This is a genomic window from Proteiniclasticum ruminis DSM 24773 (assembly GCF_000701905.1).
Taxonomy (GTDB): Bacteria; Bacillota; Clostridia; order Clostridiales; family Clostridiaceae; genus Proteiniclasticum; species Proteiniclasticum ruminis.
Window position 1 is genome coordinate 50,718 of the sequence record NZ_JNKC01000006.1, and the last position, 15,428, is coordinate 66,145.

General features: G+C 45.6%; 15 protein-coding genes. 13 read left to right on the forward strand and 2 right to left on the reverse strand.

Annotation, left to right across the window (positions count from 1 at the left end; translation table 11 throughout):
* Window positions 1-25 precede the first annotated feature (25 nt).
* From T487_RS0108485 to yihA, 10 genes are all read left to right on the forward strand, one after another.
* On the forward strand, window positions 26-1,153 hold the full coding sequence (locus T487_RS0108485) for a cysteine desulfurase family protein (RefSeq protein ID WP_031576454.1): 1,128 nt from the start codon (window positions 26-28) through the stop codon (window positions 1,151-1,153).
* On the forward strand, window positions 1,153-2,301 hold the full coding sequence (thiI, locus tag T487_RS0108490; protein WP_031576456.1) for a tRNA uracil 4-sulfurtransferase ThiI: 1,149 nt from the start codon (window positions 1,153-1,155) through the stop codon (window positions 2,299-2,301). Before T487_RS0108485 ends, thiI begins: the two co-directional genes overlap by 1 nt.
* Window positions 2,298-2,450 (forward strand): hypothetical protein, encoded by a 153-nt coding sequence (locus T487_RS16440; RefSeq protein ID WP_162178240.1) that lies wholly within the window; start codon window positions 2,298-2,300, stop codon window positions 2,448-2,450. Before thiI ends, T487_RS16440 begins: the two co-directional genes overlap by 4 nt.
* Before the next feature lie 10 nt (window positions 2,451-2,460).
* Window positions 2,461-3,243, forward strand: coding sequence for a hypothetical protein (locus tag T487_RS0108500; RefSeq protein ID WP_031576458.1), 783 nt, complete (start codon window positions 2,461-2,463; stop codon window positions 3,241-3,243).
* Between the two features lie 80 nt (window positions 3,244-3,323).
* Entirely contained in the window at window positions 3,324-4,121 is a 798-nt protein-coding gene (locus T487_RS0108505; protein WP_031576460.1) for a sugar phosphate isomerase/epimerase family protein, read from the forward strand.
* A 70-nt stretch (window positions 4,122-4,191) separates the two neighbouring features.
* Window positions 4,192-5,571 carry a trigger factor gene (gene tig / locus T487_RS0108510; protein WP_051651613.1) on the forward strand — a complete coding sequence of 460 codons (1,380 nt, stop codon included), beginning with the start codon at window positions 4,192-4,194 and terminating at the stop codon, window positions 5,569-5,571.
* Window positions 5,572-5,852: 281 nt separating this feature from the next.
* The gene (clpP, locus tag T487_RS0108515; protein ID WP_031576463.1) at window positions 5,853-6,449 is read left to right on the forward strand and encodes an ATP-dependent Clp endopeptidase proteolytic subunit ClpP; all 597 of its coding nucleotides are present in this window, start codon (window positions 5,853-5,855) and stop codon (window positions 6,447-6,449) included.
* A gap of 173 nt (window positions 6,450-6,622) precedes the next feature.
* Window positions 6,623-7,864 carry an ATP-dependent Clp protease ATP-binding subunit ClpX gene (clpX, locus tag T487_RS0108525; RefSeq protein WP_051651614.1) on the forward strand — a complete coding sequence of 414 codons (1,242 nt, stop codon included), beginning with the start codon at window positions 6,623-6,625 and terminating at the stop codon, window positions 7,862-7,864.
* Window positions 7,865-7,917: 53 nt separating this feature from the next.
* Entirely contained in the window at window positions 7,918-10,245 is a 2,328-nt protein-coding gene (lon, locus tag T487_RS0108530) for an endopeptidase La (protein ID WP_031576467.1), read from the forward strand.
* Complete coding sequence (gene yihA / locus T487_RS0108535; RefSeq protein ID WP_031576468.1) at window positions 10,245-10,841, forward strand: ribosome biogenesis GTP-binding protein YihA/YsxC; 597 nt, start codon at window positions 10,245-10,247, stop codon at window positions 10,839-10,841. Before lon ends, yihA begins: the two co-directional genes overlap by 1 nt.
* A gap of 110 nt (window positions 10,842-10,951) precedes the next feature.
* Here the strand turns inward: yihA and perR are convergent, their stop codons facing one another.
* Complete coding sequence (gene perR, locus T487_RS0108540; protein WP_031576470.1) at window positions 10,952-11,371, reverse strand: transcriptional regulator PerR; 420 nt, start codon at window positions 11,369-11,371, stop codon at window positions 10,952-10,954.
* Window positions 11,372-11,442: 71 nt separating this feature from the next.
* Window positions 11,443-12,687 (reverse strand): MFS transporter, encoded by a 1,245-nt coding sequence (locus T487_RS0108545; RefSeq protein WP_031576472.1) that lies wholly within the window; start codon window positions 12,685-12,687, stop codon window positions 11,443-11,445.
* Between the two features lie 226 nt (window positions 12,688-12,913).
* On the opposite strand from T487_RS0108545, the gene T487_RS0108550 reads away from it, so the two are divergent.
* The 3 genes from T487_RS0108550 to T487_RS0108560 are packed head-to-tail and all read left to right on the forward strand — an operon-like array spanning window position 12,914 to window position 15,427.
* Window positions 12,914-13,528, forward strand: a complete 615-nt coding sequence (locus T487_RS0108550) for a TetR/AcrR family transcriptional regulator (RefSeq protein WP_031576473.1) — start codon at window positions 12,914-12,916, stop codon at window positions 13,526-13,528.
* A gap of 10 nt (window positions 13,529-13,538) precedes the next feature.
* On the forward strand, window positions 13,539-14,396 hold the full coding sequence (locus T487_RS0108555; RefSeq protein ID WP_031576474.1) for an ABC transporter ATP-binding protein: 858 nt from the start codon (window positions 13,539-13,541) through the stop codon (window positions 14,394-14,396).
* Window positions 14,393-15,427, forward strand: coding sequence for an ABC transporter permease (locus tag T487_RS0108560; RefSeq protein WP_031576475.1), 1,035 nt, complete (start codon window positions 14,393-14,395; stop codon window positions 15,425-15,427). Before T487_RS0108555 ends, T487_RS0108560 begins: the two co-directional genes overlap by 4 nt.
* The last annotated feature ends 1 nt before the right edge of the window (window position 15,428 follow it).

Consider the following 15,428-nt stretch of genomic DNA (forward strand, 5'->3'; position numbering starts at 1 on the left):
GTAAATTGAAAGACGGGTGATATCTTTGGAAGCATATTTGGATAATGCAGCCACAACAAAAATGCGTAAATCCTCTATTTTGGCTGTGTCTGAAGCCATGGAGATGTTTTACGGAAATCCCAGCAGTATTCATGGCATCGGCCGCAAAGCGGAGGATGTGCTGGAAAGTGCAAGAAAAAAAATAGCGGAGTCCATGGGGGCCAGGAGTGAGGAAGTGGTATTCACCTCCGGGGCAACGGAAGGAAACAATTACATCATCCGTTCCTATATAAAAGAAGGGGCACATTTTATCACCACAGCCATAGAACATCCCAGTGTTCTCCAGACCATGGCCTACGCTGAGAAGATGGGCGTCAAGGTGGACTACCTTCAGGTGAACCGCTATGGTCAGATAGATCTTAGAGAGCTTGAGGAGAAGCTGACTAAAAACACAGCACTGGTTTCCATCATGATGGTGAACAACGAAATGGGCGTTTATCATAATCCGACAGAAATCGCCAAAGTCATCCGGGAAAAGTCCTCGAGAGCCAAGTTCCATGTGGACGCCGTTCAGGGGTTCATGAAGTATCCTGTGGATGTCCACGCATTTGATGTGGATTATATGACGGTCTCCTCCCATAAGGTTCATGGACCCAAAGGGGTAGGAGCGGTGTATGTGAAAAAAGGTCAGAAACCCCAGGGGCTTCTTCTTGGGGGAGAACAGGAACGTGGATTTAGAGCTGGAACGGTGAATGTGCCTGGGGTGGCAGGTTTTTCTGAAGCGCTGAAAACCAGGGAGGAGATTCTCTCTGATTTTGAAAGAGTACAGAGCCTGAAGGAAGAAATGATGAAAGAGCTTTCAGCGATTGATGGGATTCTTTTCAATTCGCCGAAAGGTATTTCCTCTCCTTATATCCTTGGTATTTCTATTTCGGGAATGCGTGGGGAAGTGACCCTTCACTATCTCAGCGACCAAGGCGTCTATGTATCCACAGGCTCTGCCTGCACAGCCAAAGACACCAAGGACTCCCATGTGCTTCTAGCCATGGGGCTGAAGAAAAAAGAAATTCAGGGAAGCATCCGTCTGAGTTTTGAGGAAGAGACCTCCCTGGAGGAGATCCGTTATGGGGCGGAGAAAATAAAGGATGCAGTGAAATTTCTGAGGAGGTCATAATCGTGGAGTTACTACTGATAAAATATGCTTCTGAAATCTTTCTGAAGGGACAGAACCGAGGAAGATTTGAGAAGAAATTAAAAGAAAATATCAAGAATGTTTTAAAAGGTGAAGAGTATACTTTTAAGACGGACCAGAACAGATGGTTCATCGAGACAGAAAACCTTACTTCTGTGAAGGAAAAGGTGAAGAAAGTCTTTGGTGTGTACGAAGTCTGTGTGGTGAAGAAGACAGAAAGAGACATTGAGAAGATCAAAGAGGAAGCCCTTTCCATCATGCTGGAAAAAGCACCAGGGACGACTTTCAAGGTCATCACCAAGAGAGCGGACAAGAAGTTTCCAATGAATTCCATGGAGTTTTCTGGTCTTCTGGGGGCGCATATTCTAAGAAATACAGAAGGAATCACCGTGGACATCAAGCATCCGGACTTCCCTCTGGAAGTGGAAATCCGTGAGGAAGCCTATATCTATGTATCCAAAGAGAAAGCCATCGGTGGAATGCCCTATGGCATCAATGGCAGCACCATGCTGATGCTCTCCGGAGGCATTGACTCTCCTGTGGCGGGATTCCTCATGGCCAAAAGAGGCATTGAGATCCACAGCGTTTATTACCACAGTCATCCTTACACCTCAGAAAGAGCCAAAGACAAGGTGAAGGAACTGGCTTCCATTCTGGCGGGATACACCGGCAAGATGTATCTTCATGTGATGCCTTTTACAGAGATTCAGATGGAAATCATGGACAAGTGCCCAGAGAATGAGCTCACCATCATCATGAGAAGATTCATGATGAAATGTGCCTGTGCTCTGGCGGATAAATACAGCATCCAGAGCGTCACCACCGGTGAGAGCATCGGACAGGTGGCTTCCCAGACCATGGAAGCCCTGGTGGTTTCTGATGATGCAGGGGACCGTCCTGTATTCAGACCTCTTGTGGCCATGGATAAAATGGATATCATGGAGATTTCTGAGAGAATCGGCACCTATGAAACATCTATTCTTCCTTATGAGGACTGCTGCACGATTTTTGTGCCGAAGCATCCAGTAACGAAGCCCAAACTGAAGTATATTTTGGAACATGAGAAAGCCCTGGACAGCGATGCTCTGGTTGCCCGTGCTGTGGAAGGAACGGAGGTATTTGAACTTTGATGGAGGATCTACTGAAAGACGGCTACGACTACGAAGACTATACGGAGAATTTTCAGAAGGAAGAGAAGAAGTCCTGCTGCAAAGACAGGAATGATGGGAGTAAAGGCGGCTGCGGCTGTGGCCAAAGCGGCATTCTGATCAAGAAATAAGGAGCAAGAAATGGCAAAGACAAGCATTTTCAGCAGCAAATACCACAAAAGACAGAAACGGAAAAAGTTCATCAGAAGGACAGCGCTTCTGGTGCTGATTCTTGCGGCGCTGTTCCTTTTGTTCAGAACACCCATCACCAATATGGTGGAGCGGGTTCGGCAGAATATCGCTGAAGAAGAGAAGCAAAGAGAGGAAATCCTGGAGCAGGTGCCCACTCCTGTGGAAACCCCTGCGGAGGAAGAACCTGAAGAGCCAGCAGAACCGGACCCTGTGTATGTCACAGTGACACTTCCAGGGGGCGAGATGTTTTCAGCTGAGCTTATAGAGGAGAATGACGAAAAGCTTTTTGAGGAACTGGATGGAACCATCTCTCTGGAAGCTGATCTATCCCCTTCCAGAAAAATGATGGTGGTTTTGGAAGAGTCCACTCAGGACCTCTATCTGGTAGACACAGAAGGTGCTGTCACAGACATCACCTATAGAACCTATAAGAACTCCAGAGGGTATTCAGCCTCTAAAGAGAGCATACTGGAGAGAACTCCGGACTTTATATGGGCAAGCCAGCCGAAGTTCCTGGATGAGGACACTGTGGTTTATATGTCCCAGCTTCCCTGGTTTGATGAGAGAAGATTCCTCTATATTGTGGAACTGAATCCTTTGTCCCATAAAAACTTCCAGAGAGTAGGCGGCACCGATGTGGAGCTTCTGGAAAGAACAGAGATGGGACTGAAGTTCAGAATCAAAGATGTGGAAGAGGTACTGACGCCTGATTATAAAGTAGTGAGTCCGTAAGAAAGAGGGCAGCAGACGGAATTGTTCTTTTTACTTTTTCGGATTTGACAATAAAGCGAGTGAAGTGAAGTGATGAACCTTTGGAAATAGGAATATCCACAGCGATTTTCTACCCCGAGGAGAGAACAGAAGATGCGGTGAGACTTCTTGCAAGAGAAGGGTTCCGGGTCATGGAAGTATTTGCCAACAGTTTTTTTGAATTCACAAAAGACTATGGTGAGACTCTTCGGGAGATTGCAGATGAAGAAAATGTCCGAATCAACTCCATACATACAGTGAGTTCTGCTTTTGAACCGTACCTCTTTGACGCCTATGAGCGGAGACGGGATGATTTTTTCAGGATTTATCTGGACTTTCTTGATTTTGGCCAAAGAGTGGGAGCGAAGGTCTATACGTTCCATGGCCTGATCAAGAAACCACATCCGAAGATGACCTTTGATGATGTGGTCTATATTTATGAGAAGATGGTTTATGAAGCGGGTCTTCGGGGGATTTCCCTGGCTCAGGAAAATGTGTCCTGGTGCCTGTCGGGTAATTTGGAATATCTGAAGAGGCTTAAGGAGCGCGTGAAGGGCCCCTTGAAATTCACACTGGATGTGAAACAGGCGGTGAAAGCGGGGCAAAGTCCCTATGAGTATCTGGACATTTATGGAGAAGATCTGGCAAATCTTCACCTTAATGACCACGATGACAGCAGCACCTGTCTTTTGCCCGGTGATGGACATTTCGATTTCAGTTCTCTTCGGAATAAAGTCCAGGAACTGGGCTACAAGGGCCCTGGCATCATTGAGGTCTACCGGGAAAACTATACGAGCATAAAGGACTTGGCAAAAAGTAAAGCAGATCTTGAAAGAATACTTTCAGAATCATTGAAATAGAGAAGTTTTTCCATTATAATATTATAAGTTTGAAATGAAACCCTTCGGGGTATAGGAGGATATTAATACGATGAACGTAACAGTTGAAAAATTAGATGCTAAAAAGGTGAAACTGGAAGTGACTCTTGAAGCTGCAAAGCTTACCGAAGCCATCCAGAAGTCTTACAAGAAGAATGTGAAGAACCTGAATGTCCAGGGATTCAGAAAAGGAAAGGCTCCACTGGCGCTGATCAAGCAGTTCTATGGCGTGGAGGTTCTTTTTGATGATGCAACAGACTTCCTTCTGAACGAAAGCTATCCAAAGGCACTGGCTGAAGCAGATGTGAAGGCCATTGACTATCCACAGATCGACATCAAGCAGATGGAAGAAGGACAGGAGTTTATCTACACTGCAGAAGTGGAAGTATATCCAGAGTTTGACCTTCCTGAGTACAAGGGTCTGGAAGTAGAAAAGCCAGTATACGTTGTTACAGAGAACGAAGTGGACCACGAGCTGGAACACCTGGTGGAAAGAAACGGAAGAATCGAATCCAAGGGCGAAGGCGCTGTAGTTGAAATGGATGACATCGCTGTGATCAACTTTGACGGAAAAGTGGACGGCGTTCAATTCGAAGGCGGAAAGGGTGAAAACTTTGAACTGACCATCGGAGCAAACATGTTCATCGGAGACTTCGAAGAGCAGCTCATCGGTCTGAAGGCTGGAGATAAGAAGGTTGTTAAGGTTACTTTCCCAGAAGACTATCAGGCAGAAGAAGTAAAGGGCAAGGATGCAGAGTTTGATGTGGAAATCCTGGATATCAAGTCCAAGGAATACCCAGAAGTGGACGATGAGTTCGCCTCTGAAGTATCCGAGTTTGAAACTCTGGAAGAGCTGAAGGCAAGCATCCGTGAAGGACTTACAAAGGATGCGGAAAACAGAGGAAGAAATGAACTGAACTCAAACCTCATCAAGGCTCTGGCTGAGAAGGCTGAAATTGATGTGCCAAATGCCATGGTGGAAACCAGCATTGACAGAATGGTAAGAGATTTCGAACAGAGAATCCAGCAGCAGGGCATCTCCATGGATATATATCTTCAGATGACCGGTCAGGATAAGACCACAATCCGTGATATGTTCAGAGACAATGCTATGAGCGTTGTGAAGAATGACCTGCTTATCGAAGCCATCATGGAAAAGGAAGGCATCACCGCGACAGAAGAAGAGCTCGTGGCTAAAGCGGAAGAAATCGCTCAGATGTACGGCGGTCAGATGGAAGAGCTGAAGGACATGCTTCTCAACAGCAACAAGAAGGAACTGGAAATGGAAGTGACCACAGCGAAGGTGTTTGCCCTCTTAGAAGAGCATGCAGTTCTTACAGAAGTGGAAAAGAGCACAGCTCATAACCACGGACACGACCACGAGGACCATGACCATGAAGACCACGACCACGAAGGACATGACCACGAATAAGAAGAAGATCAGATGGGACACTTTATCCTTTTGATGAAGCTCCCTAGAATCTAGGGTAGATAATAGAAGAATCATTGCCAGGGAAGAGCTTCTCTGGCAATGATTCTTTCTGGAGAAAAAGTAAAATCTCTCTTTTCTTTTTCAGCAACGTGTTGTAGAATTAGAGATACAATTAAATTGTTTCAAATTAATTAATTTTGTATTTAAGTTGATTTTAATGGATTTTTTGTATGCTACAATAACAATAGAAGAAAATGAATGTATTAATTGGAGGGAATAAAATGAGTTTAGTACCAATGGTAGTAGAACAAACCAATAGAGGAGAAAGATCCTACGATATTTTCTCAAGACTTTTAAAGGACAGAATCATCATGCTGTCAGGAGAAATCAATGATGTCACAGCAAATCTTGTGGTGGCGCAGCTTCTTTTCCTGGAGAGTGAAGATCCAGACAAGGACATTTATCTGTACATCAACAGCCCAGGAGGATCCATCACTTCCGGTATGGCGATTTTTGACACCATGAACTACATCAAGCCTGATGTGGCAACCATCTGTGTCGGTATGGCAGCATCTATGGGTGCATTCCTTCTGACTGCAGGTGCCAAGGGCAAGCGTTTCGCGCTGCCAAACAGTGAGATCATGATCCATCAGCCTCTGGGCGGATATCAGGGTCAGGCTACAGACATCGAAATCCATGCAAGAAGAATCCTTCAGATCAAGGACAAGATGAACAGAATCATGGCGGAGCAGACCGGACAGCCTTTGGATGTCATTAAGAACGACGTGGAAAGAGACAATTTCATGGGAGCAGAAGCTGCCATCGCATATGGTCTCATCGACAGCATCCTGGAAAAGCACGTGGCTAATAAAGAATAGTGCTTTTTGCCGGGAAATGGTAGAATAGGGTAAGAACAGCCCACAATGAAAGCGCCCATTAAGTTTTGTTGATGCGTGAGACAAAGATATGGGTCAGGCATCCGGATATTTACGGATTCCTCCGGAAAGAGAATACTTCTCCGGTATGTTCAAGCTTAAAGAGGTGAAATCATATGGCAAAATTTGAAGATAAAAACCTACTGAAATGTTCTTTTTGCGGTAAGAGCCAGGATCAGGTGAAAAGACTCATCGCGGGACCTGGAGTGTATATCTGTGATGAATGTATTGAGCTGTGCTCAGAGATTGTTCAGGAAGAACTGACAGAGAAAAATGAAATGGACTTCACAAAAGTCCCAAAGCCCCATGAGATCAAGGCACATCTGGACCAGTATGTCATTGGTCAGGACGATGCTAAGAAATCCATGGCTGTGGCGGTGTATAACCACTACAAGAGAATCAATTATCCCAAGAAGAGTGATGTGGAGCTTTCCAAGTCCAATATCCTCCTTCTAGGACCTACGGGGTCCGGTAAGACTCTTTTGGCCCAGACCTTGGCAAGATTCCTGGAAGTGCCTTTCGCCATCGCTGATGCTACAACACTGACTGAAGCCGGATACGTGGGAGAGGATGTAGAGAACATTCTTTTAAAGCTCATTCAGAATGCGGACTACGATGTGGAAAAAGCAGAGCGGGGCATCGTCTATATTGACGAGATTGACAAGATCGCCAGAAAATCCGAGAATCCGTCCATCACCCGTGATGTATCCGGAGAAGGAGTTCAGCAGGCGCTGTTAAAGATTCTGGAAGGTACCGTTGCTTCAGTTCCACCCCAGGGTGGACGTAAGCACCCTCATCAGGAGCTTCTCCAGATCAATACTACAAATATACTTTTCATCGTCGGTGGTGCCTTTGACGGCATCGACAAGATCATTGAAAAGAGAACCCAGAAATCCTCCATTGGTTTTGGTGCAGAAATCCAGTCCAAGCATGAGAAAAATGTTGGACAGCTTCTGAAGGACATTCTCCCTGGAGATCTTCTGAAGTTTGGACTCATCCCTGAGTTTGTGGGTAGAGTGCCCATCGTGGTAACGCTGAACAGTTTGGATAAGGAAGCGCTCGTAGAGATTCTTCTGAAGCCAAAGAACTCCCTGGTGAAGCAGTATCAGAAGCTGTTTGAGATGGACCAGGTGAAACTTGAATTTACAGAGGCCTCTCTTCTCGCCATCGCAGAAGAAGCCATTAAGAGAAATACAGGAGCCAGAGGTCTTCGTTCCATTCTGGAAGACATCATGAAAGAAGTGATGTTTGATGTGCCTTCCGATGAGACCATCGAAAAGGTAGTGATCCATGGAGACACCATCAAGACAAAAGCTCCAGAAATCATCTACCGTAAGGAAACGGAAGAAACAGCATAAGTAAGTGGACAGACCGAAAGGTTTGTCCATTTTTGAGAGAGAGGTAATTTGTTATGGCAAGAAAGAGAAGAACTCTTCCAATGATTCCCCTTCGTGGAATCACCATATTTCCCTATATGGTCCTGCACTTTGATGTGGGTAGAGAAAAGTCCATTGCGTCTTTAGACGAGGCGATGATGAAAGACCAGGAGATTTTCCTGGTTCCTCAAAAAGAAAGCAAATTGGAGAATCCTACCAAGGAGGATCTGTTATCCATCGGTACCCTTTGTGTCATCCGTCAGCTTTTGAAGCTTCCCGGAAATACCGTGAGGGTTCTTGTGGAAGGAATCTCCAGAGGAAAACTGGTGACCTTGAAGGAAGAACCTTTTTACAAAGCCACCATTGAAATTCTGGAGGAAACCGCAGCAGAACCATCCAATGTGGAAGAAGAAGCACTTGTGAGAAGTGTGAAAGAAAGTCTCCATGCCTATGTGAGGCACACAGGATATATGCCGCAGGAAGCGGTGATGTCTCTGGATGATATTGTGGAGCCAGGAAGATTTGCGGACACCGTAGCATCTTACCTGATGCTGAAACCGGAAGACAAGCAAAGCCTTCTATTGGCGCTGAATGTCACAGAGCGGCTGGAAAAGCTCTTGGTCATCGTCAACAAGGAACTGGAAATTGCAAAGATTGAGAAGAAAATAGGCACCAAAGTAAAGAGCAACATTGATAAGGTGCAGAAAGAATATTATCTCCGCGAACAGCTGAAGGCCATTCAGGATGAGCTGGGAGAATATGATGAGGATGCAAAGGAATACTTTGCCTACAAGGACAAGATTGAGAAAGCGAAGATGCCAAAAGAAGCCAAAGAGAAAGCTCTTTACGAGCTGGACAGGCTGAGAAATTCCGGCAGTTACAGCCAGGAAGGTGGTATCATCAAAACCTATCTCGACTGGCTCATCAGTCTGCCTTGGAAGAAAGAGACCAAGGATAATCTGGATATTGTGAAAGCAAGAGAGATTCTGGAAGCGGACCATTATGGCCTCAAGGACGTGAAGGATCGTATCATTGAGTATCTTGCGGTGAAAAATACCGCACAGACCCTGAAAGGTCCGATTCTTTGCCTCGTAGGCCCACCTGGAGTGGGAAAGACATCCATCGCAAAGTCTGTGGCAAGAGCTGTGAACAGAAACTTCGTCCGCATGTCTCTCGGAGGAGTCCGGGATGAAGCGGAAATCAGAGGACACAGAAGAACTTATGTGGGCAGTATCCCAGGCAGAATCATCTATGGTATGCGACAGGCCAAGAGCAAGAATCCTCTCTTCCTATTGGATGAGATTGATAAAATGGCCAACGATTTTAGAGGTGACCCAGCGGATGCGCTCCTGGAAGTTCTTGATGCGGAGCAGAATGGAACATTCCGTGATCACTATCTGGAAGTGGAGATGGACCTTTCCAAGGTCATGTTCATCACCACAGCCAATACACTGGATACCATCCCAAGACCACTTCTGGACAGAATGGAGGTCATTGAGATCAATGGCTACACCTATGAGGAGAAGCTGAACATCGCAAGACGTCACCTGCTTCCCAAGGTGCTGAAAGAGCATAATCTCACGGAAGACCAGCTGAAGATCTCAGACAATGCGCTGAAGTTCATCATTGAAGGCTATACCGTGGAATCTGGAGTGAGAACTCTGGAAAGAACGCTGGCCTCTTTAACGAGAAAGTCTGTGGCCTATATGCTGGAAAAGAAAAAGGATGCGGTGAGCTTGACACCCCAGATGGTGGAAAAGTTCTTGGGTCATTCGAAGTATATGTACGACAGAGCAGAGAAGGAAGACCGGGTGGGTGTTGTCACAGGCCTTGCTTGGACCATGTTCGGCGGAGACATTCTGCCTATAGAGGTCACTGTCATGGAAGGCACTGGGAAGCTGGAGCTTACAGGACAGCTGGGAGACGTGATGAAAGAGTCTGCGAAAGCCGCTTATTCCTACATCCGAGCCCACAGGGAAGAGCTTGGCATTGAATCCAAGTTCTACAAGGATCAGGACATCCATATCCATGTGCCTGAAGGAGCTGTTCCCAAGGACGGTCCATCCGCAGGCATCACCATGACCACAGCCCTGACCTCGGCGCTGACCGGGAAGAAAGCAAAACATAATGTTGCCATGACAGGTGAAGTGACCCTTACAGGCAGAGTGCTCCCCATCGGCGGACTGAAAGAGAAGTCTCTGGCTGCTGCCAGAGCAGGCATTGACACCATCATCATTCCGGATAGGAACAAGTTCGACTTGGAGAAGCTGCCGTCCTCCATTTTATCCAAACTCACCTTCATACCAGTGAAGACTGTGGATGAAGTGCTGGAGAAAGCCCTTATTAAAGGAGATAACTCATGATTAGAATTAAAAATGCGGAGTTTGTCACGTCAGCAGTGAAGCAGAACCAGTATCCGGAAACAGTGCATCCGGAGGTGGCTTTTGTGGGGCGTTCCAATGTTGGAAAGTCTACCATCATCAATGCACTGACCAACAGAAGAAAGCTGGCTAAAGTGTCCAACACCCCCGGCCGTACAAGGCTTGTGAACTTTTTTCTCATCAATGGACAGGCCATGCTTGTGGATCTGCCAGGCTATGGTTATGCAAAAATCTCCAAATCGGATAAAGCTGCCTGGGGGAAAATCATTGAGGACTATATTGTTAACAGTCCGAATCTCAAGCGGTTTGTACTTCTTGTGGATTCCAGGCATAAACCTACCCAGGATGATATTGCCATGATGGACTATCTCAGATATTATGAGAAAGATGTGGTGGTCATTGGTACAAAGCTGGACAAGCTGAAAAGAAATGACATTAAAAAGAGTGAGAAGCTCATAAGAGAAACCCTTCAGATGGAAAAAGAAGAGCCTCTTTTTCTCTACTCCTCCACCTCGAAGGAAAATCTGCAGCAAGTCATAGACCTGGTGTTCAAAGATCTTTTACCAGAAGAAGCATAAAAAAAGAATCAGCACCTATAATAATGCTGATACGAAATATCCCAACCCATTACATGGAAAAGCGTGAGGAAAGTATAATTACTTTTCTCACGCTTTATTCATTCATTCATTTATCGTTTTGTTTCTTTGCAGGTTTTACACATCCCAAAGAAATAGAGCTTACTGGATGTCACAGCAAAATCTTCGTCTTCTTCCACAGAAGCTTCCAGGCTGTGAGCTGAAATGTGCATAAGATCATATACTCTCGCGCAGCTGGTGCACTGGAAATGGGCATGATCTTTCATCAGGGCGTCATAGCGGAAGTTTCCTTCACCAAGGTTCAGCTCTTTAATGAGATCCACCTCACAAAGGGTCTTTAAAGATTTATAGACCGTGGCCAGACTCATGGTGGGGAACCTGTCAATGAGCGCGGAATAAATGGTCTCCGCGGACGGATGTTCTTTGGTGCCAAGAAGATATTCATAGACGGCAATTCTCTGCGGCGTCAGCTTTAATCCTTTGTCCTTGAAGGTTGTTGTAATAGTGCTCATTCCGTTCTCCTTTTTCGTTTCAATCATTCTGTTTTTTATAATATCATAAGAAGCCATTGGATTCAAAATTATCAGGATTTCTTCTGATCCGTTTTATACCGAAGGTAAAAGACGCTGCTGCCCAGAAGCCTTAATAATGCGGTGACGATAAGGGCCACGATGATGCTGGTTCTCGTGACAATGTAGGCACCCAGAAGAGGAGCCACTGCTAAAGTGATGCTGGTTAAAGTGGCGTGAATGGCGACACTCATGGTTCTGAACTTGTCGCTGGAAGACTGAAGCAGTGAACCCAAAATGGCCACGGTGGTACCTGCTGTGAAAAATCCTGTGATAGGCTGCATCAGGGTGAGGACAAAGAGGTTTTTTGACAAAGCATATAAAATTGGGGTCAGCCCCATACCGAAGGTGGCCAGAGTGATGGCCAGCTTATAGTCATACTTTTTGATGAATCTGTTCCAGAGACTGAAGGAAATGACCATAAAGAGGCTGGACAGAACATTGATGATGGTGAGCCACATCTCTGTTGCCTCAAGATTTTTGATCTGATAGACATTGAAAAGTGGCCAGCCCATCTGCCATCCGAAGTGGAACACCAGGGAACAGAGGAGAAATCTAACATACTCCTTATGAGAAAAAACACCCTGGATACTTTCTTTTAGAGAAGTGTGCTTTATGGGGCCGGATTTTGACTCTGGTTCTTTGGGCTCCATTTTGTACATGTAGTGAATCTCTTTGAGTCCTAAAAGAAAGCTCAGCACAATGAACACCTGGTACATGAGAATGACCGTTTGGTTCACGGAAGAAAGAGATAAGACAAAGCCCACAAGAATGGACACGGTGATCTGAGAAACCTGTGACAGCTGATTTCTGATAGAAAGAGCATCAGCCCGCTCTGAAGGGGAGAAAACATCCCCAGTATAATCCTGGAGCGAGGTGGCGGAGATGGACTCCGGAAAGTTCATCAGACCATAAAGAAGGACAAAAAGTAGAGGCTGCACATTTTTAGGGAGAAAAGGAACTGCAGCAAGAAACAGCGGCATGATCCTTGAGATGTAGAAAAAGATCCCTAACGTTTTCCGCTTTGACTGTCCCCTTTGGATGAGGAGAATCCCTGGTATTGTTGTAAAGATGGCGACAAAACCAGGCAGGGCATTGAACAGGCTGTAGTGAATCTCCTGTCCACCGAGTCTGTCCAGAAATTTGATGGCGTAGCCTTTACTTAATACTGACACCATGGTGAACAGTATCCCATTAAGAGCATAGTATTTGATGTTCTGATTGTTTTGGAAGAGCATAAATTCCAGTTTCTTCTTCATATCATTTTCTCCAGCATTTCTTCATTGTTATTGATTGTATTTTACAGTATTCCATCCCGGAAAACCATAGGGGTATCAGTCTTCCTGTACGTTTTTTTAAAGCTTCAGGACTTAATTTCTTTTTCCAAGGAAGCAGAGCATAAAAATCTCTTGCCAGACTATATGGGCGGTGCTACAATGTGACCAAGAAGTCATATGACCATGCGGTCATAAAGGAGGGGTGAACTTGCCCAAACAGACATTTTTCAACCTGCCAGAGGAGAAAAGAGAAAAGATCCTACAGGAGGTGATGACAGAGTTTCGGGACAATGCCTATGATTTGGCCAGCATCAACCGTATTGTGGAGAGAAGCGGCATTTCTAAAGGGAGTTTCTATCAGTATTTTGAGGACAAGGAGGATGTGTATTTCTATCTTCTGCAGATTATCGGTGACAAAAAGCTCCAGTATCTGGGTCCCACCATCTCAAGGATTATGGACATCGGATTTTATGAAGCACTGAGAAAAATCTATGAGGCTGGTATTGAGTTTGCACTGGAGCATCCAGATTATCTCACCATAGGGAACCGGATGATGAGAGATGGAGGCACCATGGTCAGAAAACTCCAGGAAAAATTCGGAGGCCAGAGCGACGCGCTTTTCAGCATGCTTCTAGAAAAAGGCATTGAACGAGGAGAAATCAGACCTGACATTGAAGTACCACTTGTGGCAAGGCTTCTGATGAACATGCAGATGACCGTTGTGGAGTATTTTTTTGAGAAGCATCAGGAAGTAGGATACAGCAAGGAAATACTGTCAGAACTGAATGTATTTATTGAAATGGTAGAAAAAGGCATAAGTTAGGAGGGAGACCATGATTAAAGTAGAAAATCTGTTTTATTCCTATACCAAAGATGAGCACTTTGCGGTGAAGGATGTGTCATTTGAAGTGAAAGAGGGGGAAGTCTTTGGCTTTCTTGGCCCTTCTGGTGCTGGGAAATCCACTACTCAGGGCATCTTGACGGGGCTTCTGCCTCTTCAGAAAGGAAAAGTGGAAGTGGCTGGTTATGATCTTCATCATCCCGACAGAAAGATGTTCAACCGCATCGGCGTTTCCTTTGAGCAGTCCAATGTGTATGGGAAGCTGACAGCGCTGGAGAATCTTGATTTTTACAGAAAACTCTTTGATGTGGAAACCATGGAACCGGAAGAGCTTTTGAAACTGGTGGGGCTTTCTGAAGTGAAAAATAAAAAAGCGGGTACTTTTTCCAAAGGAATGAAACACCGGCTTACCTTCGCAAGAAGCATGATCAATCAGCCATCCTTATGGTTTCTGGATGAGCCCACCACGGGGCTGGATCCTGCCATTGCAGGCACCATCAAGGATATTGTAAAAGAAAAGAACCAGGAGGGGACCACTGTTTTTCTCACCACCCACAATATGTTCATTGCGGATGAACTCTGTGACAGAGTTGCTTTTATTGTGGATGGCGAAATCAAAGCCATGGACTCCCCAAGAAACCTGAAGCTTCTCCACGGAAACAAGATGGTTCAGGTGGAGTACAGAGAAAATGGGAATACGGTGAAAAAGCTTTTGGACCTTTCTAAGGAACCTGAAAGACTGCTTCTTAATGACATTATTCTGAAAAAGGACATCGAGATGATGCATACAAAAGAGGCGACCTTGGAAGAAATCTTCATTAAGATCACAGGAAGGGAGCTGAGTGTATGAAGCTCTTAGCGACCTTTTTAAGAGACCTGAAAGTCTCGTACCGCTCCTTTTATATCTATATTGAGTTCATCATGGCACTCATCATCGTGGCAATGCTTCTCTTCGTGGTGCCTGAGAACTTCGATGGACAAGGAAAGCTTTATCTTTATCTGGATCCAGTCCTTTCCAATAGTGGCATCGAGGAGGCTCTTTCTAAGGATGAATCCACCCTCGTGATAATGGTGGAGAGTCTGGAGGAAGTGAAAGCCTCCCTTTCAGAAGACCGGACAGCCCAAGGGGCATCCATCACCATGGACGTTGGGGAAATTCGCTATGACATTGTGCTGCAGGGATATGAGAGTGATAAAGTGAGAAACCTTCTGGAAGAAGTGGTGAAGCTGGAGCTTCTGAAGGAGGATCCTTCCTTTGATCCAGGCACTGCGGTGAGAACCTTGGAGGAAAACTCAGAGCGCCTTTCTGACAGAATCTCCTATATGCCCATACTGCTTCTCCTGAACTCCGCCTTCATGGGACTGTTCATTGTGGCTGCGTATATTTTCATGGACAAGGAAGAAGGGACCATCCGGGCGCTCACGGTGACACCGGTATCCATCCGGGAATACCTTCTTGCAAAATCAGGCGTGATGCTTTTCACGGGCCTTTTCACAGGACTTCTCACCACGGTGCTGGTGGCAGGGGGACAGGTGCATTATGGCCTACTTGTGATTCTACTGACCGCTTCCAATTTCTTTGGCACCGCAGTGGGACTTTTCATTGCAAGTTTTTATGATTCCGTCATCAAAGCCATGGGCGCGCTCTATGTGGCCATCATGATCCTTGCTTTTGGGGCAGTCTCGTACTTTATGCCGAGTTTTTCTCCGCTTTTCATGAGAGTTCTTCCTTCATATCCGCTGCTGTTTGCCTTTCGGGAAGTGTTTCTTAAGGAAGCGGATATAAGGTTTGTGCTCCAGAACTCACTGCTGTTTCTAGGCATTGGGATTCTCGTATTTCTCGTTTCAGTGAAGCGCTACCAGAAAACCATCACAGTGTAAG

Coding starts and splice junctions, on each gene's coding strand:
- T487_RS0108500 (WP_031576458.1), top strand. CDS start 2,461: ATGGCAAAGACAAGCATTTTCAGCAGCAAATACCACAAAAGACAGAAA.
- T487_RS0108555 (WP_031576474.1), top strand. CDS start 13,539: ATGATTAAAGTAGAAAATCTGTTTTATTCCTATACCAAAGATGAGCAC.
- lon (WP_031576467.1), top strand. CDS start 7,918: ATGGCAAGAAAGAGAAGAACTCTTCCAATGATTCCCCTTCGTGGAATC.
- perR (WP_031576470.1), bottom strand. CDS start 11,371: ATGAGCACTATTACAACAACCTTCAAGGACAAAGGATTAAAGCTGACG.
- T487_RS0108560 (WP_031576475.1), top strand. CDS start 14,393: ATGAAGCTCTTAGCGACCTTTTTAAGAGACCTGAAAGTCTCGTACCGC.
- tig (WP_051651613.1), top strand. CDS start 4,192: ATGAACGTAACAGTTGAAAAATTAGATGCTAAAAAGGTGAAACTGGAA.
- T487_RS0108545 (WP_031576472.1), bottom strand. CDS start 12,687: ATGAAGAAGAAACTGGAATTTATGCTCTTCCAAAACAATCAGAACATC.
- clpX (WP_051651614.1), top strand. CDS start 6,623: ATGGCAAAATTTGAAGATAAAAACCTACTGAAATGTTCTTTTTGCGGT.
- clpP (WP_031576463.1), top strand. CDS start 5,853: ATGAGTTTAGTACCAATGGTAGTAGAACAAACCAATAGAGGAGAAAGA.